This is a genomic window from Labilibaculum sp. DW002, assembly GCF_029029525.1.
In the GTDB taxonomy this organism is placed as follows: domain Bacteria; phylum Bacteroidota; class Bacteroidia; order Bacteroidales; family Marinifilaceae; genus Paralabilibaculum; species Paralabilibaculum antarcticum.
The window spans coordinates 1,822,694-1,845,079 of the sequence record NZ_JAKJSC010000001.1; the positions used below are offsets into that span (position 1 = coordinate 1,822,694).

The window sequence follows — 22,386 nt, forward strand, 5'->3', positions numbered from 1 at the left end:
ATTAATTGAGTTTTACAACTAGAATTTGATTATTTAATATCTCTACCACTTCAACAATTGCTCCTGTTGGAATGTCTGTTTCATTATCAGTTACTGCATCTAAAGTTTGAAATCCCTGAACTTGAATTTGAACTTTTCCCATACCTGCTCTTTTTGCAGGAATCGGCAGATATACACTCCCTGATTTACCAATGGCATTTTTCATTTTCAAAGTACCATCTTCAACCAGTTTCCCCATAAAATACATGATAGAAGCCATGATCAACATCATTATTAATCCTGCTCCAGTAGCAATTAAGGCAGAAATCCCTGGTCCAAATCCTGAATGAAGACAAATAATACCTGTCCATCCAAATATGGTGAAAAAGGCAATCAGGTTTTTAAGACTTAGAAATTGAAAATCGATACCTCCATCAGTATCCACAGCTGTATCAGCATCTCCATCAACATCCATATCATCCACATCACCGCCAAAAAAGGTCAATACTGTTTGAATGACGAAAAAGAATGAAAAGAGAATGGCAATTCCCCAAAAAACTTGTTCAACCAAGTTCATGTCAGTCCACCAATTCGAAATAGTTAGAATCATAATTATCATTTTTTATTTGTCTCAAAATACCAATAAATATTCACCTAGAAGCTATTATGCTTAATAGATTTATTCTTTTTAGTCGTAACTAAAATTTCACATGTTTTTAATGGATTTTTAGGGGATAAAAGTGGAGAGATATTTTATAGAAAAAATTAAAAATAGAGCGATGGTATCTTTTAACTTAGAATGCTTTTAAAATAAGTTCTATTTTACAATGCGTTAATTAATAGTATTAGATTTAAATACATGTTACTACAAAAATAAAACGTGTATTAAATAATTTTACACATCTTAAAAGTTTGAATAATGAGAAAAAACATCCTAAATGTTAAAATCAATCCTAAACAAGATCTATGAAAAAAATAGAACTATTTATTATTTTATCAGCTTGTTTATCAATACTCTTGAAAACACTTCATATCCCATTTAGTGGGGAATTATTAACTATCTCTATAATGATTTTAGCGAATTATTATTTCCTCTATTATTTAGCTGTAAATCAAGGTTTAGTTTTGCGTTTGAGAAAATTTCTGTTTAAAGAAGTTATTGTTGATTCAATTGAAGTGAAAATAAGCGGTTTTGCATTGCCTTTGCTCCTTATCGCAATTTTGTTTAAACTTCAACATTATCCATTTTGGCCAGACCTTTTTATTGTTGGTCTAACTGTAAATTCTATCGGTATAATTATTACAGGATATAAACACTTTAAACTTAAGAGTATTTTTTTCTATCATCTTTTTATAAGATTAGTAATAATTGGAGCTATTGCCTTTATTATTTTTATGATGCCAATTAAAAATAGCAATATAAATGTGAACAACTCTGATGACATTGAGTTACACACCTAACTACAATACAATTCTCTTATTCATATCCAAAAAACAGAATAAAAAAGGAGCACCAAATGGTGCTCCTTTTCTCTATATATTATTTTGTATAATTTATTTCACATCCTCTTCTATCCATTTAGAACGATTTGGATCTTTAGGAGCATTTACCTTTTTCATTGGTTTCTCTTTTAATTCTTTCAAAAGCATTTCTACAGCTTTTTGAATGGAAGGATCAATTCCTTTTGCAACCTTATGAGGTTCATCGTAAACTTCTACATCAGGATAAACACCGATACCTTCGATAATCCACTTCTGATTTTCATCAAAAATACCAAAACGAGGTACGGCAATATAACCACCATCTACTAATCCGGCATTACCCGACATACCTACAAGTCCACCCCAGGTGCGTGTACCAATAAGCTTTCCAAGTCCTTTCTTTCTAAAATAGTATGGGAAGGCATCTCCCCCTGAAGACGAATAGTGATTAATCAACATGGCTTTAGGTCCATCATGTGCAATTCCCGGAGTTTGAGTAGGTTCTAAACCTCTACGATGCCAATATGATAGCACATTACGATCTAGTAAATCAGCCATATGATCAGGAATAAATCCACCACCATTATAACGGTCATCAATAATCAAAGCTTCCTTATCATGATACGCATACATCCCTCGATGCAATTCACGGTTTCCTTCTACTGCAGTATTAGGAACATGAATATAACCAATCTTACCATCTGATAATTTGTTTACAATCTCACGACGCTCATTCACCCAGTTCAGATACATCAACTCCAATTCAGAAGCAATCGGCTTAATTGTATACGTTTTTGCTCCTTCGAAATTAGGTTTCGAATTTACGGTGATTTCAATCATTTTATCAACTGTATTCTCTAAATACATGTAAGGATTTTCTTCCAGACTTAGCTTATGACCATTGATACTTAGAAGGTAGTCTCCTTTCTTCACATTCACACCTTGCTCTGTCAATGGAGATCTTCGGTTAGGTGTCCAATTTTCACCTTCAAAAATCTTAGCAATAATATATTTTCCAGTTTTAGGATCTGCCTTAAGCTTAGCTCCAAGCAGCCCTGTTTCCAACGGTTTTACCTTCTCAAAATCGCCATAATTTACATAAGCATGTCCTGTATTGGTTTCCGAAATAATCTCACCAAGAATATAATCCAAATCGGCACGATGACTCACGTAGGGAATCAATTGATTGTAGTTCGCTTTAATTTGATCCCAATCAACACCTTGCATATTAGCAACGTAATAGTAATCGCGGAAAATTCGCCATCCGTCTGTATAGATCTGCTTCCACTCTTTCTTAGGATCAATTTTCATTTCCAGACCATCCAAACTTAATTTTCCAGCATCTGCTTTTTGTCCTGCCGATAAATCAGTAATACCATAAGTAGAACCTGCGCGATACATGATTTTATCGCCATTACCAGTAAGAGAGTAATTTGAAACTCGATCCAAGATTACATCATCTTTCTTTTTCTCAATTGTATAATGATGTAGCGCTCCACCACTAGTGTATAGAATACCACCATCAACAGCGTCTAAATTTCTGTAATTTCCTGAAGACAATGGAAAAACTGCAATTCGATTGGTAATTCCTTCTACATCAATAGTAACTTTTATTTTGTCTTCTGCTTTTGGAGCTTCCTTCTTCGATTTTTTCTTCGAATCAACAGCTTTAGCTTCCTCTTTTACCTCTTCTACATCATTTTTCAAAGCAAATAATTTTGGTCCATCTGCTTTTAAAGACATGGCAAAAATACGAGTCGCATTATTGTACAAATAGTTGAACTCAAAACTTGAAAAATCAAGATTAAAATCTCTGTTAGAAAGGAAATAGATAAAGTTTCCATCCTTAGAAAAAACAGGTGATGAATCCCCAAAAGTATCATCAGTTAACTGATATTTTTTACCAGTAGAAATTTGGTGTACCCAAACTGCTCCCTGATCGTTTCTGCTATCCTTAACGTAAGTAATCCAATCTGAATCTGGAGAAAAAGAAAAATCTGTTAGTTCGTTACGATTTGCCGTATCAACAACTTTAAGCTCTCCTTTTTCAACATCTAAATATTTCAATTTTAAGCTGCGATCGAAGAATAACAGGTATTTACTATTTGGTGACCAAGTCGGATTGTACATCCAATTAGAAGAACCAAAAGTAACTTGCTTTGCCTTTGCTCCTTTTTTATTCTCTAACAAGTAAATTTCGTATTCACCAGTAGCATCGGAGTAGTAAGAAATGTATTTTCCATTTGGTGACCAAGATGGAGCCGTTTCACGAACACCTTGTGTTTGCGTAAGATTCAGGCTTGGACCATTCTTTGCTGGAACTGAAAAAATATCTCCTCTCGCATCGAACAAAGCTCGTTTTCCGGATGGAGAAACAGCAGATCCTTGAATAAAATCCTTAACATTCGTATAATATGGAAGGATGTTTGGGTTGTCGAAATTGATGTTTACAATTACACGCTCTTCCTTACCTGTTTCCAGATTTAGCTTGAACAATTGCCCACCATTTTCATAAACCAACTGTCCATTTTCACCAGATGGCCACATCACATCAAATGTTTTATGGTGTGTAATTTGGCTAATTTCTTTGGTAGTAACATCATATTTATAGATGTTCAGCTTTAAATCGCGATCGGAAGCAAAATAGATTGCATTTTTATACCATGATGGTATTTGATCGGAACCAACAAACTTGGTTATTCTCTCCGACTGATCATTTTCCAAATCATAAATCCATAAATCAGCTGCACGTCCACCTTTGTAACGCTTCCAAGTTCTGAATTCTCGACTAATTGGCGCAAAACACATTTTCTTGGCATCAGGTGAGAAAACACCAAATCCACCTTCTGGAATTTGCAAAGCTTCTTCCAGACCACCATCTATGCTTACTTTGTAATAAGTTCCGTTTCGCTCACCAAAAGCAGTACGATTCATACGTACCAAAATGGATTTGCTGTCTGGCGTCCAATCTAAAATAGCATTATCGAATCCTCCACGTGGCGGCATCATTCCAACCGAATTGTAATAAGTCAATTGCTTAGGTGTTCCTCCTACAGATGGCATCACATATACTTGACGACTGCCTGAATATTCAGCAGAAAAAGCAATCCATTGTCCATCTGGTGAAATTTTTGGAAATAGCTCCATTCCTTTGTGCGAAGTTAGTCTTTTGGCATCGCCACCATTAGAATCAACTGTCCAAATATCGCCAGCATATACAAAGGCAATTTGATTTTTGTTTACATCAGGATAACGCATTAAACGCACATCCTTCTCTGCATAAGCACTTCCCATCATCCCAAACAGGACTAGACAAAATACCGCAATTCTCACATTCAATTTTAACATTGCAATTTATAAGTTAGTGTGTAAATATTATTTGGTGTAAAATTTCAGACTTCCTCTGCAAGAGATAAGTATGGTAAAACAGCATTCTTAATTTTAACTATTCATAATCAATTTTCCCCTAATAGACTTTGTTAATTGGGCTATCCGCCCAAACCTGACTTCATTTTTTGTCGTGAATACAAAAAACAGAAGCAAAAAAAATCAAGGCTACATTTAAAAAAACTTCCTTATTTACCTCAAAATTAAGTGCGGCCGAGTGATCTTCAAACAAGTTTGAAGCTTCCCGGTCTTACTAAATCTTAAAGGCAAAACAAAAGCTCTTTAAAATAGATGCCAATCAAGCTGCTTCTAAATAATATTCTAAAAATTAATCAATGATCTTAAGCCTATCTAAACGAATAAATTAAAACCAATCCTCAACAACGTTTAGGTCGTAATTGATTCATCTTATTAAGTTTTTGTGAAGCTACAAAAAAAGTGACATTCCTAAAAAAAGGAATGCCACTTTAACACAATAATTATTTTAACGCTTATAATTCAATCAAACTAATGGCTGCTCCACCACCTTCAGCCAAATGAAATTCTAATTTTGAAGTACTGTCAACCTCTTTTTTTATAATCTGAAAGGCTGTAGGATTTTTGTCCCAATGCGCATTTTTGCCATCTAAATATAAAGTTGCCTTGTATTTCTTTCCTTTTGTAAGAAAATCTAAACTCAGATTCATATCACGTGCATTCTCATCGGTAATTGAACCAATAAACCAATTTTCAGAGTTACGATCTTTTCGAGCGATAGTCACAAAGTCACCAATCTCACCATTTAGAACTTTTGTTTGTTCCCAATTAACCACAACATCTCGGATAAACTGAAAAGCAGGATGTCCTTTATAATTCTCTATTAAATCGGGAACCATTTGAATTGGAGAATTCAATACCACATATAAGGCCAGTTGATGAGCCAAAGTTGTATTCACTTGGTTATTGGCTTTATGAGGCTTTAGTTTAATATTGAAAACACCAGGCGTATAATCAATAGGTCCTGCTAACATACGAGTGAAAGCTACTATCGGCAGATGTTCTGCTGGATTTCCTCCATCGCTCGACCATGCATTAAATTCTTGTCCGCGCAAGCCTTCACGGGAAATTGCATTCGGGTAAGTACGACGCAAACCTGTTGCCTTTATCGGTTCGTGAGCATTTATTGCAACTTTATACTTTGCACCCATTTCCAAAGCTCGGCGATAATGGTTTACCATCCATTGTCCGTGATGATATTCTCCTTTAGGAATTAACTTCCCCACATAGCCGGTCTTCACTGAATGAATCCCCAACTTATTCATCAGATGGTAAGCTGTATCCAATTGTTGGTCGTATGTACGTGGTGCTGCTGAAGTTTCATGATGCATAATCAACTCAACACCTTTTTCTTTTCCGTAACGAACCACTTCTGGTAAATTATAATCATCGTAAGCTGTTACAAAATCGAATACGCCCTCACGATCTTCAAAACCAATCCAGTGTTCCCAACCTGTATTCCATCCTTCCACCAATATTCCACCAATATTATTTTCCGATGCAAAGTCGATCAGCTCTTTAGCATACTCTGTGGTTGCCCCATGTTTACCACTTGCCTTATCCCATGTCTTGGTACCCAAATGCATATCCCACCAAATACCTACATACTTCATTGGTTTGAAATACGAAACATCACCAATCTTATTGGGTTCATTTAGATTTACGATTAAATCTGATTGAATTAGATCACCCGCTTTCTCAGCAATTTGGATTGTTCTCCAAGGCGTATGAAATGGCAAAGAACGCTTCACCTTATATTTTGTCCTTTCAGATCCCACCAAAGTTGAAACCATTTTCATATTCGTTGTATCCACTTTAAGTGTCATACCTGAATAATCCGTCAGATTGGCCTCATGAAAACTTAGGTAAATCCCCTCTTCAGTTTTCATACTTACCGGTGTATTTACGGCATTATTAGGAATTGAAGTTTGAGCCAGACTAGCATGTCCCCGCAACTTCGTCGCATCAATCTCAGAAAACTTGGTTGTATGATAAAGATGCTCATAAATATCCCAATCTCCCGGAATCCACCATACCTTATGATCTCCGGTTAAATTAAATTCGGTGTTTTCCTCAGCAATCAAAAGCTCTTTCATTGCTTCTTGCTCAGGGAACTCATATCTAAAACCTATTCCATCATTATAAGCTTTAAACACCAAATTCATTTTTCTATTGGGTGCATTCTCCTCTTCTAATTTTACAATCAATTGATTGAAATGATCCTTCACTACTCTTTTTTCTCCCCATTGCATCTCCCATGTTGAATTACCTGGCAGCAACTGAGTGCTTGCAATTTTCCACCCTTTATCAATGGATGGCATATTCTGGAAATCGAAGCCTAATTTTGAAGGTTCGATTATTGGTTTTCCATTGAATGAAACCCCGTAGGTAGATTGTCCTTCTTCCAGATAAAATTGAAGACTAATTTTTCCATCTGGTGAATTAACATTTTTCACAAATTCGCCTTTAGCACACGATGCTAATAAGATTGCTAAACCAGCAACAAGGCAAAGAATTGATTTAAATTTCATAGTAGTTTTTAGCTAGTTGTTAATAAAACTGAAAAATCCAATAGGAAAAAGATCCTTTGGAGTATAAATTTAAGATGTTCACCTCAGAAAGGCGAACATCTTTATCTTAAATTTCTAATTTATCCCACCCAAGGCTAATAAGGTGAAATGTCTTTATAAAATGCCTTTCGGCAACTTTAATTCTTGTTTAATTCATATCTAAACTCAGCACCTAAGATTAATTTTACGGTATAGTTACCTGATTCAGGCACCTGAATTGAGCTAGGATCGGATTCCGAGTCAAATAATCGCAAGGCTAAGCTTCCATCAGTAACACCAAGCTGCGGTGCCCATTGGTCATTTGCTCTAAACTTCAACCATTCATCACCAACTAAATCAGCTGTAACTGTGTAAACAAACTCTCCATTATCAGATGATTCTAGTGCCATATTGGTATCCTCATCCCAACCGCCAGGTGTTCCACTTCCAATAATTCCCCAGCTATCAATCGCCACAAAAGAAACTGTTTTTGCAATTGTATCGGAACGGAAAAAATAATTCCCTGGCGTATCGGTAAAAGCAATCGGATCTCCACCAACAACAAATTCATCTGCTGAATTCAATCCAAAGACTGTTGAATTGGGTAAATCTGCAGTTGAATTATTTTCATGACTAACAACTAGTGTTCCACTACCCAAAGCCATATACTTTGTTGCCTGACCTACAACACTTCCATTTACCATTATTGCATTATTCTCAAGACCAGAAAATTGTGTTGCTTCGCCATAAACGAAATAACCGTTGTAAATCTCGAGAACCTGAGGAGCATCTACCTCATCGTCGCAAGAGTAACTTAATACACTTACAAATGCGACTAATATCAATATCATTAATTTATTCATTTCAAGTACTTTTAAATCATTAAAATGCTTCTCAGATTAATTCAAATTTGGATTACTATCAATAGCCCATTGTGGAATTGGGAACATATAATTTGCTTCGGTATCAGGAGCTTTTTCCCACCATGAATCTTTAAAGGTTCCAAAACGAATCAAATCCTGACGACGATGTGCTTCACACCACATTTCACGACCGCGTTCTGCCAATAAATTATCCAATGTAATATCTGCATCTTCAAAAGCGGTAGCTCCAGCTATTGTTCGCACATCATTTATTTCAGCTTTAGCGATCGCAATACTTCCTCCTGATTTTTGCAATTCACACTCCGCTTTCATCAATTTAAAATCAGCTAGACGGAAAATAGGAAGGTCGTTGCTTAAATTGTCTTTTACTCCACTCTTCACTTCGAATTTTACCATACGTGCTCCAGAAAGACGAACTTCAGTAGCTGAATAAGATGCATCAATACGTAAAGCAGGAACCTCTTTTGTGAAAAATACAGGTGCGTTTCCCGCATCTACATCAACCAGAGCTTCTCCTGTTGAAGAATATTGTTGACCGAATAACAATCCGGCTAAACGTTGATCACTAGTTTCGAAAAAATCGACCAAACGTTCCTGTGCGCAGAACCCATTCCAAAAAGTTGTTTGTGCATTGTAAGTCGCAGTATTGGTATAATGCAATGTTCTTCTGTGCAATATAAATCCTTGATAATTATCCTCATCGTAAGGAACTGTGAAGATATTTTCAGGTGAATTTTGATTTTCTGTTACAAAAGGAGCCAATCGATTAGCTTCTAAAGAATATGGACCAGCAATAATCAAATCGCAATACTCTTCACATTTCTCCCACATTACATTTCCAGTAAAAACTTCTGCATTTAAATACAACTTAGCTAGCAAAGCATATGCAGTATAAAGATTTACAGAACTTGTTGAAGAACCAGCTAAATCGCCCATTACGCTTTCAATATCAGCAATGATATTATTAAAAATTGTTGCTCTCGTCTCTTTTTCAGGCATTGCAGGAGCATTTGCAAATTCTGTTACATACGGCACATCACCATAGTTATCGATTAACAAATAGTAATAATAGGCACGCAATACCTTCATTTGCGCCACAGCATTTTTAGAAGTTTCAGCATCTCCAAGAAATTCGATGGCTTTGTTACATTCAGTAACACCACTATAGAAATTGCGCCACATGTTATTCACAAATTCGTGGTTATTATCCCAAGTGTGTGTATGTAAAGTTCTCCATCGTCCACCATCATCCCAGTCGTTACCACGAGTTGGAGCAACAATTAAATCTGCAGTAATTTCTTGTGCAAACCACCAACCACCATCAATGTGAGATTGCAATTGCGCGTATGCATTATTTGTTATTAGTTGAGCCTGAATTTCATTTTCAGGATATTCTTCTGCAAGTAATTCGCTGTATACCTCATCATTTAAATCGGTACAAGAAGCAAAGAAAGCTATGATTGCAAGAAGACTAAATATTTTACAATTCATCTGTTATAATTTTCATGTTAAAACCAGGTTTAATGGCTATTTTTAAAAGCCTATTATTCTCTGGATGCACTAATAATTTGCTTAGAATCCTACCTTCATTCCGAACGTAAGTGTTTTGGTTTTTGGATAAACATCGTACATATCTAAACCAAGGTTTTCGTAACCTCCGTAACTTGATTCCGGATCGATACCAGAATAGTTTGTAAGGGTAAACAGGTTATTAGAACTAATATAAAAACGACATTTGCTTAACCAACTAACCTTATCAACATTTAAACTGTATCCTAAAGTGATGTTGTCAAGACGAAGGAATGAACCATCTTCAATATAATAATCAGAGAATTTTGGTGCATCAGACAAGATCGGAGCAAGAGTTAAAGCATCCTTCAAAGCATTTCGATTTGGAAGCATACTAGGATTACCCAAAATCATTCTAGTAACATTCAATACATCTCCTCCAACAATAGCTCGAAGCGAAAATCCCAGATCCCAATTTTTATAGGTAAACTGATTTGTCCAACTCATTGTAAAATCAGGAAGAGCTTGTCCAATTACTTGTCGATCTTCGTCTCTTTGATCTTTAGTAATATTTCCATCCTTATCGTAAAACAACCATTGTCCATTCTGATCAATACCAGCATGTTTCCATCCATAGAAAGTTCCTAATTCGCGACCAGGCTCAATTAATTGAGTCCATACACCAACCATTCCTCTACCACTAATCCACGATGCGTGCATGTTGTCTAATGAATAGTTATCGTCGGATAAGGATACTACTTCCTGCTTGTTCACAGAAAAAGAATAGGTCGATTTCCAAGTGAACTTATCTGTTCGAATTGGATTTGCAGTAAGGTTAATCTCCAAACCTTTATTGGAAATCTCTCCTGCATTTGCGTAAATACTTTCAAAACGATTTGGAGGAACTGGTACTGCATATTGCGCTAGCAAATCATCAGTCGTTTTATTATAGTAATCGATCGATCCTGTTAGTTTGTTATTAAAAATGGAGAAATCAAGACCAAAATTCCACTCGCGATTCTCTTCCCATTTTAAATCAGGATTTGCATTACTAGATTGCTGAATCACTAAAGTTTCTTCTCCCGTTGTTGGATCTAATGTTCTGCCACCTGTGCTAATTCTAGCAATATCATGGTAATTTCCAATTTCTTGATTTCCGGTAACTCCAAAACCAACTCGAAGCTTCAATTGATCAAGCCAATCGGCATCATCCAAAAAACTTTCGCTCGAAACATCCCAAGCCGAAGAAAAAGACGGAAACCATCCCCATTCATTATTGTCTCCAAATCGAGAAGAACCATCACGACGAATTGTAGCTGTGAAATAATATTTTGAATCAAAATTGTAAACAGCTCTACCGATAAAGGAAATTAGGCGACTTCTTTCTTTCCATGACTCAATATCCTGAGGAAGTACGTCGTTTGCAAATCGTAAATTATTAGCTCCTACCTCATCCGAAAGAAAATCTCTTCCTTGTGCAGCTAAGCTGGTAGATTTATCTTCTTGCCAAGAGTAGCCACCCAAAAGATTTACATTGTGCTTTTCTTTAAATACTTTATTGTATTTTATCGTTGTCTCAATCATCTTGGTTTCAGAATTATTATAGCCTCTGCGGCCATAACCTCCATCACTAGATGAAATTTGATAAGATGGACGAAAGAAAATCGTTTCATCATCATCTTTTCGATAACTTACATTCACACCAGCAATCAAGCCATCAGTAATCTCAAAATCGGCCTTTGCATTTGCCAAATACCTTTTGGCATCTCGCTCGTTTGTAAGCTGATCAATTAAGGCTCTTGGATTTGAATTTTCGAAATCATTAACTTCAAAAAATGACCCGTCTTCATTATAAACTGGATAGGTAGGATTTCGAGAAAAAGTTTGAAATAAAACAGCTTCCCCGTTATTGCCATTGGTTTGCACATAATTGTTATTCTCAAAAGTTCCTGATAAACTCAAATTCAAAGTCAATCGATCATTAATACCCTTCTGAGTAGCATTTAAACGCATAATTGCTCGTTCTCTGCTCGTTCCTCTTAAAACACCTTCAAAATTGTCATAACCAATACTTGCTCTGTAATTGTGATCATTACCACCACCACTCATTGCAATATTGTGAGATTGTGTTTTGCCTGTTCTAAATGTTTCGTCCTGCCAATCAGTATTAGCACCTCGATCATCAAAAGATAAAGCATTATCGCTTGCATATTTTCGAATATCATTAGCGCTTAACAAAGCTAGATCATTGGCCACCTTATCGGTAGAAATATAACCACTGTAAGAGATTTTTCCTTTCTGATTAAATTTCCCTTTTTTGGTAGTAATAATAATTACACCTGTAGCACCTCGAGAACCATAAATTGCCGCTGAAGATGCATCTTTCAAGACATTAAACGATTCAATATCTTCAGCGGAAATGGTTGTAGGATCAACACCTGGAACTCCATCAACAACATACAATGGAGATGTTCCTGAGAAAAAACCTGCAGTTCCACGAATTTGAACTGTAAAACCTGCATTTGGATCACCGCCTCGTTTTGTGATGTTTACACCTGCAACTTTCCCCATGATTCCCTGAATAGGATCCTGCAAAACTCCTTGCTGTAAATCTTCAGCTCCTACGCTCATTACAGCACCAGTCTTATCTTTTTTCTTTTGGATGCCATAACCAACAACAACAACTTGTTCTAAATTTAAAACGTCTGGTTCCAATAAGACTTCAACGTTTTCGGAATCGCTTACTTGAAATTCTTTATTGACATAGCCAACAAATGAAAATACAATGGTTTTTCCTTTTTCCACTGAGAGGTTGAAATCTCCATCAAAATTGGTTGTAGTACCAATTGTGGTTCCTTTAACAACAATGGAAACACCAGGTAAGGCTTCGCCATTAGCGGCATCTATAACCTTTCCTTTAATTTCCTGATTTTGTGCAAATATTCCTATTGACAAGAACACTGCCCAAAACAACAAAAATAATTTCTTCATAATTCTTCATAAATAGAGTTAGTAATTAACGCGTCTACTTCAATTCGAAGTAAAATTTTGATGTTTCAAAAACCGATTTCCCAGATCGTTCGAAATCATATCATTCTGCAGATAATGATTTTAAATCTCGAACATCAAAGGAACTACAGCGCTCTTTTAATTACTAAATACCTATAAAGAATATAGATCAATACCAATCACAAAAACTCACAACCAACTGACTATCCATTAATTACGAAAAATGATCTGATTCTAAAATATAGATGGAATAAAGAAAGAAAATGGATTTAAACTGATTTAATATCCATTATTTTACTATCGAAATCCTCATTTTGAATCAATGAGCGATTTTTAATTTTTGTTTTGTAAGTATAAATCGTGTTAACCGAAAAATTAAGAATACTGGCTATCTTTTCATTGTCGTTAACTCCTAATCTGATTAAAGCAAAAATCCGTAAATCAGTGTTTAAAATTTGGGAATCTTTAAGTACAATTCGATCTTTTTCATCGAACATTTGGTTAAAGCAATTAACAAAATCAGGAAATAGTTTAAGAAATATTCTATCAAAATCTTCAAACAGATTCTGTCTCTCACGTTTCGAATTGTATCTTTTTAACTCGGACTCAATCGAATCGTATTGCTTGGTCATTAACTGTCGAGATATGGCCTTTTTCATTCCTTCCATTTTCTCAATAAACTGAGAACTAAAATTGAAATAATAACCAACATACTCTTCCTTAATTTTGCTCACCTCACGAAGCATTTCATTTACCTTAAGAAGATCTTCATTACTATCCAATATTACTTTTCTTGCCTTTCGCAAAGCTCGTAATTGTCGATAAATGATAATTAAAAAAATAACAATTAGTAAAGTGACGATAATTCCAATAATAGAAATGTAGATCGCGAAGTTTTTTTCGCCCTCAACTTTATTCAAAACAGCTGCTTCAATCTGAGGTTTGATGTATGAAATTTCAAGTCTTCGAGCATGACTACCATAAAACGTCGCGTCATTCTGGGCTAGTTCTATGAATTTATTGGCCTCTTCCAAATTTCCATAATAAAACAGGATCTCTGCCAAAATCTTTGATGCAACAGTTTCAGTAGTTGCTGATTTTATATCTGCCACAACCGCCTTCAGTAAATAATATTCGGCTTTCTCATTTTCGAAGAATCGTGTATAAGCAATACCTAACCCACAATTGCTAATTGCTGTCTCATGATGCGTATTGCTATACTCATCAATCAATTTCTGATATTGTTTTATGGCTTCTTTATTTTTGCCAAAAACCAAAGCACTATTCGCTTTTGCAAAAACATATTCAAATGAATTTGGAGCTGCTTCCCTAAAAATTTTCTGACAATAAGTATATCCTTTTTTATGATATTCAGGCTGATAATGGCCCCATCTTGAATTGCCTAAATCATAGTAAGCACGGGCGGCAACATAGTAATAATGAATTCTTTTGTCTAGATCTAAAACTGATTCATTAATTGTAGTTAGCGTATCTATGGTTTCCTTAAATAGACCTTTTTGCAATAAAATAAGAGCAATATTTGTTTTCGACTCTGCAATTTTAGCTTGGTCTTTTAATCTGTAAGCTACTTGTATTGATTTTGAAGCATAATTAAATGCGGAATCATAAACAAACGATTCGTATTGTTTCGTTAAGTTTGTTAACAATCTAAATTCTTCATGATTTTTATTCTGAGCTTTGTAATCTCTTAATGAATCAGTTAACAAAGCCAACTTGTCTTTTTTTACTTGAAGAATACTATCTCTCAGTCCAAGATATTTATTCGCCTCAGCAAATTGAAATTCAAGAGAATCTGTTTGGCAAAAAGAAGACTGAATAGTCAGTAATGAAAGTAGAATCGTAAAAACAAAAAATCTTCCCATGCTAGTGTATAATTGGTTAACAAAACAGCAAGTAAAAATAAGACTATTCTTTTACTCAAAAAAAAGAAATTCAGTATTTAAATAATAAAATAACTGCTAAACAAAGCACTAAATTTCTGCCAAATAAAAAAAGCACAATTTGATTCTCAAATTGTGCTTTTTTTCAACTTAATTTCAAAGATGAAACCAGTTTTATTTATTCCGCGGAGGAATCGAACTTAGTTTACCGTTTTCTTTTATCCAAACAGTTCGTCTCGAATTGTTAATTAATTTGCCCTTACCCATAATACTTTTAATAGCATTTATATACTCATAAAATTCTCCTGCTCCAACATACCAAATATCTTGCTTTGCAGAAACATTATTGCATAGATTTTCGAAATACGGCCAATTATTATTCTGAATATTTTTATCAAATTCCCAACTGTGTCCCCACATAAAAAACAATAAGGGTTTTTCTGATTTTATCGACACAAATTTCTCCAATGATTCCTTTGCTCTGGAATGATGACAGGTTGGATGCCACCTATAGAAATCTTCTGGCAACTCGAAAGACTTTGAGTCATTTACCGTACGTGCATTTGTCAGTCCAGATTTTTTCAGAACCGAAATAAGCTTCTCATTATACTCTCCAAATGGATAAGCAAAACTCTTGATGATTGTATCTGAAATCTTCTCTAGATTTTCTATATCATTATTTATCTCAAGTATTATTTCATTCCTTTTCAATTCGGTCAAGTGAGGATGAAATAAAGAATGAGCCGCAATTTCATGATTCCGATAGGTAGTTTTAATCTGATTTTTATCCAAATACAAGCCAGGTTTACCAACAAGTCCTTGCAGCCACGAAGCTTCAGTCCCAAGCTGCCCCGAATTCAAATTAAAAGTTCCTTTAAGTCTGTACTTATTCATTATGGAGACCAATAAAGTATCCTGTAACAAGCCATCATCATAACTTATAATTATTGCCTTTGTTTTTCCATCTGGGAAAGTAAAAAGCCTATCCTTATAAATTTTATCCCCTATGGATTGTGCAATTAGCAAATTGGCGTTTAAGCACACTACCATTAAAATAAAAACCTTTACAACTCTCTTCATATTATCTAATTTCCAGATCAAAAATGTCGCCTTTTTAGGCTTATCAATTTTAATCTTCATAAATTAAAGTTCCTATAATATCTGGAAAAACTTTGTGTCGCATTTGATGCGTAAAGCGACTTCCATGATCTCCCTGATGCAAGACTAAGTTGTGAGAAATTCTTCTGTTTTGCAATAAATTCGAATAATATAATGAGCCATCAACAATCCATTTAAAACCATCATTGTAACCACAATCAATCGTTAAAAGTTTTAGTTCTCGTAAATTAGATTCATATTTATTCAGCTCGTCAGAAATTCCACCAAATCCACTTTCCCACTTCTTCCAAACCTCGTTATTAACAATTGTGTCATTTCCAACAATGCTTATCGGATAGTCAAAATAAGGAGCTTTTTTAGTGTTAGGCGCAAAACACATTCCGTAAGCCAATGTAAATTCAATATTCCAATCTTCAATACCTTTTACATATTCCAGATATTCCTTATGTGCATCTTCAACAGATAAAGACTCGAGCTTATTCAAAAGAGCTAAAACGGGTTCTACTGTGCCTCCCTCACGAAATACTTGACAGTTAGATAAACCCTTTTCATCGAACACACCGGGACTCATAGCATAGGCCGAAGCAAAAACTTCTGGATGTAGCATCGACAAATTTATAACCCCAAAACCACCCATTGACATTCCGGCTAAACCTCTTGATTCCCGTTTGGCAAGCGTTCGATAGTTCTCATCTATATAATTGACAACATCTTTCACAACAAAATCTTCCCAATTCCCTGTAACTGGGGAATTTGCATAAAAACTGCCTCTAAAATTATAATCTCCACTTATTTGCACCAAAATAACTTCAGAAACTTGTTTTTCTATAATCAAAGAATCTAAAATTCCTCCCACATAACCATTGGCATCAATTCTGCCGCCATATCCTTCCAAGAAATAAATAACAGGATACCTCTTTTTTGATTTTTGGTATGATGGTGGCAAGTAAATTCCAATTTGCTTATTAGGCTGGTAGTCTATGCAATTATTGGCTAATGAAGGTGTCGGAATGCTATGCGTATTCCAGGTTCCATTTTTTGATTCCTGAGCATTACCTATAAAAGAAATTAGGCTTAAAAAAAGCAATACAATTTTCATAATTCAATTCAGTTACATTAATAGATATTTTTAATTGTGCAAATTAAAAGCAAAGCATTACCAATTTATAAAAGCTAAGATTGAATATTAATTAAAATCTCAAATCACCTTCTTATTAGCCTAATTAACAAGGCAATTGCCTTAATCGTAACATCTGAAAATATAGACAGATTACGAGTTGGTTTTAATAGCTGAGCAAGAAGAAAACCATAAAAAAAGCCTTGTCAATTGACAAGGCTCCTAAAAAAAACAAAGAACAAAATCTTATAATCCACTAAAATCTATTCCTTCAAACATCATACTTGGTGTTTGCCACGAACGATCGGTTAACGGATCATTACCTATTGCAATTAAATTATTCCATATTTCCTTATGATTCCCGGTAACATTCATACCTGAAACTGGATGAATAATTTTTCCTTTCTTAACATAGAATCCTTCTACTCCAACAGAAAAATCACCTGTTGCAGAATTTGAATTACCTCCATTAAAACCAGTAACCAAAATACCTTCGTTCATATCTTTGGTTAAGCCTGCCAAGTCTTTATCTCCTAATTCAAAAATTAGATTAGATGCTGAGCCAGTTGTTGGTTCCATTTCTAACTTCTTCCCATAATAATCACCAATATAATAGGTTTTCAATACTCCTTTTTCTATAACAGTCATTTTACGAGCAGCCAAACCATCACCATCATATAAGCGTGAATTACGACCTGATTCAATAAATGGATTATCCGTAATACTCAATAAATCAGAAGCAATTTTCTGATCCATTTTCCCTTCTAAAAATGATCTTTTTTGTTGCAGGTTATAACCGTACATAGGTTGAAGAAGAGAACTAAAAACACGTCCAACAGATCTGTTTTCAATCAACATTTCCATTTTTCCTGACTTAATTGTCTTTGCACCAATCTTTTTCAAAGCTCTTTCAACAGCATATTTTCCAACTCCTTCTCCGGATAAATGATTCCAAAATCTGGCAGCATTGTAATGGTAATCACTCGGGCGGCTATCTCCACCATTTATTGATGCACTTGCACTAACTGAATAAGATGTAGATTCTTTAAAACCTTCAACACCATTACTCAAAACAAGATAGCTACGGTAAGAACCATCTCCATAAGAACCAGACACACTAATTATTCGATCATCCATGCCATTCGTTTCCGCTTCAACCTGCATGGCCAAATCAATTTTCTGACGAGGATCAATCGCATCATAACTTGAATCATACAACTTCAAATCTTTTTCGGTCCCATCGTAACATAGATTACGATCTGGTAGTGAACGATATTTATCTTCAGCCAGATAATCAGTTCCTAAAATAGCCTCCTTGATAAATTTTTCAAGATCATTCTTATTCAATCGATTTGTTGAATGAGTTGAATACTTTCCATTCACATACAGCTTTAAACTTAAGCCACTTTGAATCGACTCTTGTATTTTTTCTATTTTCTGTTTTCTAACTTCTACTTCCGATTCCTTGGAATCATAAACTGAAACAGAAACCTCTTTTGCGCCATTTTCCTTGGCATATTTGGAAGCCCATCGGGCCAACTCCACCTTTTTATTATCTTTCATCGAAACTTGTTTTTAAATTGATTAAAAGTAAACTCTAATGCTTTTTTAAGCATTTACACCACCAACAGTAAGTTGTGCTACTTTAACCGTTGGCAATCCCATAGATACAGGAACACCTTGTCCTCCCTTACCACAAGTTCCAGTTCCACAATCAATTTTCAGATCATTACCGACCATTGAGATTTGGCGAAGAGCATCAGGCCCATTTCCAATTAGATTTACATCCTTTATTGGTTGGGTTAGTTTACCATTTTCAATTAAATATCCTGATTTCACATAGAAAGTAAAATCTCCTGCTCCAATTTTCACTTCTCCATTCGTAAATGTGTCTACATAAATTCCATCCTTAACACTAGAAATAATATCTTCTTTAGTATGAGGACCTGCTTCCATATAAGTATTTCTCATGCGAGGAATTGGTGCGTATCGAAAAGATTCGCGACGACCATTTCCTGTAGGAGCTACTTTGTAATGTTTTGCACTAATTCGATCGTGAAGATAACTGGTTAACACACCATTTTCGACCATCTTCGTTTTCTGGGTAAGAATCCCTTCATCGTCTATATTTAATGTTCCTCGATAGTTTGGATTCGTTCCGTCATCTACAATTGTCACAAAATCTTCTCCAACCTTTTGCCCCATTTTATCACTGAAAATTGAAGTTTCTTTGCGATTAAAATCAGCTTCGAATGCGTGTCCCATTGCCTCGTGCAATAAAATTCCAGCTCCACCTGCAGCTAAAACAACTTCCATTTGTCCTGCTTTTGGTTTCACAGCTTCAAATTGTTTGTTAGCACCTTCGACAACTTCATTTGCTATTTCATCTAACAATTCCTCGTTTAAATATTCATAACCTATTCTCATGGAGCGAGATGCAAAGAAATCTTCTCTTCTATCTCCTTTTTCCATTACACAAACAGCAATAAAACTAACCATAGGGCGATAGTCATAACTGATTACTCCTTCAGAATTTGCAAAAAGAATGTAAGAGGAGCTATCGTCAAGATAAACCTGCACCTTAGCTACCTTATCATCTAAATTAAAAACCTTATCGTTGAGTTTTTGAAGGAATGGTATTTTTTGTTTGATAGATACATCCTCCCAAGAAGTATTGACCTTACAAAATTCTGGATGTACTCTTTCCTTTAAGTTAATAGATGGAAAATCTTTACTTTCATTTGCTATACTTGCAGCTGTTTTAGCTACTTTTTTCATGGCTTCCAAAGAAACCTCCTCAGAAAAAGCGTAACCAGTTTGATCCCCTTTTAATACTCGCACACCTACTCCATAATCAATATTTGATCCTGCACGATTTACTTGTTTGTCTTGAAGTCCAACATAGTTTGAAAGAGAGTGTTCGAAATACAAATCGCAATAATCGCCACCTCTTGATAATGCTTCAGCCATTACCTTTTGAAGCATTTCTTTGTCAACATTAAAATGCGAATAATACTCCTCTAATCCTGATTGTTCAGTGATGCGATTGCATCCCATACTTAAAAATGAGGGCAAAATCGCCATTCCTGCAAGTGAGAAAGATCCTGTTCGGATAAACTCTCTTCTTGAAAATTCATTGTTCATATAAAAGTTTTTTTAGGGTTTGGGTTTTCTTTAAAATATTTGGTGAAGAAAAAGTTAAGACTTTTTATTGTCATAATAAAAACAAATCTGATAATTCTTGAATTATTGAACCATGAATAATAGTTATCAATAGTTTTTATTATTTTTGAAAGCTTAAAAAACGCACAAAACATAAAAAACATCTTGATGAAACATTTTCTGCTAATAATTATTTGCTGTTTAAGCATTCAGTCATTACACTCTCAAAAACTTGAATACCCTATTTGCCCAAAACATACTGTTGTAGATACATTTTTTAATCATTATCTCGTTACTGATAATTACAGATGGTTAGAAAATGTACGTTGCGATAGTGCATTATCGTGGATCGAAGCAGAAAAAAAGATATCAGCAAAATTCCTTCAAAAAGCTTCAGCTAAATACAATTCTAAAGCAGCATTAAAAAAATATTCCTTTGTTGATGGGTTTTCAGCGTCTAAAAAAGGAAAATACTTTTTTGGTTATGGACGAAGAAATAAATTCGCATCTTCAGGTCTTTATATTGGTGATAGCTTTGACAACATTAACCAACTCTTAATTGATCCCAACTTTAAAAATGGAGGAGATAAAATTGACATTACTGGCTTTGATGTTTCTCTAGACTCAAAAAACCTGGTCTATATGATAAACCGTAATGGAACTGACTGGAGAGAAATTAAAGTTGTTGGCTTACCTTCTGGGAAAGAGAAAAAAGATCATTTAAAAGGTATAAAATATTCTTCTGTTGCATGGAAAAATGATGGTTTCTTTTATTCGCAATATCCAAATCTTGGTGAATTCTATGCCGCAGTTGGAGAAGAAGTTTATTATCATAAACTGGGCGATTCTCAGGAACTGGATAAGCTTATTTTTAAAAGAAAAAACCCTTCTACAAAATTCTCATACTCGACTACTTCTGATGAACGATATTTTATATTAGAAGAAGAAACTACCAATTACTTCAATTATTTTTTCATTGATTATCAGTCGGATAAACCATACTTACGACCACTATTAATGAAGCAAAGGTCAAGTATTTCAATTATAGACAGTCAAGGTGATGAATTGATAGCCATTACTGGTAAAAAATCTAATGGAGGTTCTATCGTTGCTATCGATCCATATAATCCTTTTAAATGGAGGCAAATTATTCCACAAGTTGAAGATGGTGTCCTAACTCGATGTATTGCAAAAAAAGATAAACTCCTACTAACTTATCAGAGTAATCAACATCCTATTTTAAAGGTATTCGATTATTACGGGAAACAACTTTTCAATATGAATTTCCCAAGTGGTAGTTCTATTAGCGGATTTGATGGTGAAAAAGATGATGATAATATCATTTTCTATAGGCAACAATACACCATGCCATCAATCTCTTATCATTTTAATGTTAAAACCTTCGAAGTAAAATATGGTGAGGCTGTTAATGTAGTGTTCAACTTTAAGAGTTATAAGACTAAATCAATTAAATATCCAGTTAATGATAGCATAAGCGTACCAATAAATTTGGTATATAAAAAAGGATTAAAACTAGATGGAAATAATCCTTGTTTACTAAAAGCTTATGGTGGATTTGGATCGATATCTACTCCTCACTTTGATCCAGGAATTATTCATTTTATTGAAAAAGGAGGTGTATATGCCTATGCTAATATTAGAGGCGGTGGAGATTTAGGTATTTCTTGGGCGCAAGCTGGTAAACGACTAAACAAACAAAATACGATTGATGATTTTAATGCAGCAGCAGAATTTTTAATTAAAGAAGGCTATTCTAAATCTGAAAAAATGGCCTGCACTGGAGGTTCACATGGAGGTTTGGTAGTTGCAGCTGCAGCAATTCAAAGACCAGATTTATATGCTGCTGTTATTCCTGTTGTTGCTGTTACAGATATGATTCGATTTGAAAAATTTACTGTTGGTGTTCTTCATCGAGATGAATTTGGTACAGTCAAAGATTCTTTAGATTTTGCTAATCTTCTTAGTTATTCTCCATTGCACAATATAAAACAGGATGTAAACTATCCGGCAATGATGATAATGACATCTGAGAATGATGATAGAGTTCCTCCTTTACATTCCTACAAATTTGTAGCAGAATTACAAAATAGAAAGGCACAAATAAACCCTATTCTCTTAAGAGTAGAAAAAGATGCAGGGCATTATGGTGGTACGAATTCGTACGCTCGTAATAAATTCAGAGCTAATTTTTATGACTTTTTATTGAAAGTTTTAATGAATTAGCAAACAGT

At 34.7% G+C, this 22,386-nt stretch carries 13 protein-coding genes; 2 read left to right on the top strand and 11 right to left on the bottom strand.

Annotation, left to right across the window (positions count from 1 at the left end):
* Position 1: 1 nt before the first annotated feature.
* The gene (locus L3049_RS06945) at positions 2-589 is read right to left on the bottom strand and encodes a hypothetical protein (RefSeq protein WP_275109079.1); all 588 of its coding nucleotides are present in this window, start codon (positions 587-589) and stop codon (positions 2-4) included.
* A gap of 356 nt (positions 590-945) precedes the next feature.
* Between L3049_RS06945 and L3049_RS06950 the strand changes: the two genes are divergently transcribed.
* A complete protein-coding gene (locus tag L3049_RS06950) occupies positions 946-1,440 on the top strand; it encodes a hypothetical protein (protein WP_275109080.1) in 495 nt (164 codons plus the stop codon).
* 93 nt (positions 1,441-1,533) lie between these two features.
* Here L3049_RS06950 and L3049_RS06955 read toward each other — a convergent pair whose 3' ends face one another.
* The 10 genes from L3049_RS06955 to L3049_RS07000 form a co-directional block, all read right to left on the bottom strand.
* Positions 1,534-4,809, bottom strand: coding sequence for a S41 family peptidase (locus L3049_RS06955; protein ID WP_275109081.1), 3,276 nt, complete (start codon positions 4,807-4,809; stop codon positions 1,534-1,536).
* A 530-nt stretch (positions 4,810-5,339) separates the two neighbouring features.
* Positions 5,340-7,415: a glycoside hydrolase family 97 protein gene (locus L3049_RS06960; RefSeq protein ID WP_275109082.1), complete on the bottom strand. Its 2,076-nt coding sequence runs from the start codon at positions 7,413-7,415 to the stop codon at positions 5,340-5,342.
* A 176-nt stretch (positions 7,416-7,591) separates the two neighbouring features.
* On the bottom strand, positions 7,592-8,296 hold the full coding sequence (locus L3049_RS06965; RefSeq protein ID WP_275109083.1) for a cadherin repeat domain-containing protein: 705 nt from the start codon (positions 8,294-8,296) through the stop codon (positions 7,592-7,594).
* Between the two features lie 36 nt (positions 8,297-8,332).
* Complete coding sequence (locus tag L3049_RS06970; RefSeq protein ID WP_275109084.1) at positions 8,333-9,808, bottom strand: RagB/SusD family nutrient uptake outer membrane protein; 1,476 nt, start codon at positions 9,806-9,808, stop codon at positions 8,333-8,335.
* 81 nt (positions 9,809-9,889) lie between these two features.
* The gene (locus L3049_RS06975; RefSeq protein WP_275109085.1) at positions 9,890-12,817 is read right to left on the bottom strand and encodes a SusC/RagA family TonB-linked outer membrane protein; all 2,928 of its coding nucleotides are present in this window, start codon (positions 12,815-12,817) and stop codon (positions 9,890-9,892) included.
* A gap of 287 nt (positions 12,818-13,104) precedes the next feature.
* Positions 13,105-14,718, bottom strand: a complete 1,614-nt coding sequence (locus L3049_RS06980) for a DUF6377 domain-containing protein (protein ID WP_275109086.1) — start codon at positions 14,716-14,718, stop codon at positions 13,105-13,107.
* 192 nt (positions 14,719-14,910) lie between these two features.
* Complete coding sequence (locus L3049_RS06985; protein WP_275109087.1) at positions 14,911-15,876, bottom strand: polysaccharide deacetylase family protein; 966 nt, start codon at positions 15,874-15,876, stop codon at positions 14,911-14,913.
* Entirely contained in the window at positions 15,866-16,954 is a 1,089-nt protein-coding gene (locus L3049_RS06990) for an alpha/beta hydrolase (protein WP_275109088.1), read from the bottom strand. The genes L3049_RS06985 and L3049_RS06990 overlap by 11 nt, the downstream gene beginning before the upstream one ends.
* A gap of 264 nt (positions 16,955-17,218) precedes the next feature.
* Positions 17,219-18,535 (bottom strand): TldD/PmbA family protein, encoded by a 1,317-nt coding sequence (locus L3049_RS06995; RefSeq protein ID WP_275109089.1) that lies wholly within the window; start codon positions 18,533-18,535, stop codon positions 17,219-17,221.
* A gap of 45 nt (positions 18,536-18,580) precedes the next feature.
* Entirely contained in the window at positions 18,581-20,116 is a 1,536-nt protein-coding gene (locus L3049_RS07000) for a TldD/PmbA family protein (RefSeq protein WP_275109090.1), read from the bottom strand.
* Between the two features lie 186 nt (positions 20,117-20,302).
* On the opposite strand from L3049_RS07000, the gene L3049_RS07005 reads away from it, so the two are divergent.
* Positions 20,303-22,378, top strand: coding sequence for a prolyl oligopeptidase family serine peptidase (locus L3049_RS07005; RefSeq protein WP_275109091.1), 2,076 nt, complete (start codon positions 20,303-20,305; stop codon positions 22,376-22,378).
* Positions 22,379-22,386: the final 8 nt, after the last annotated feature.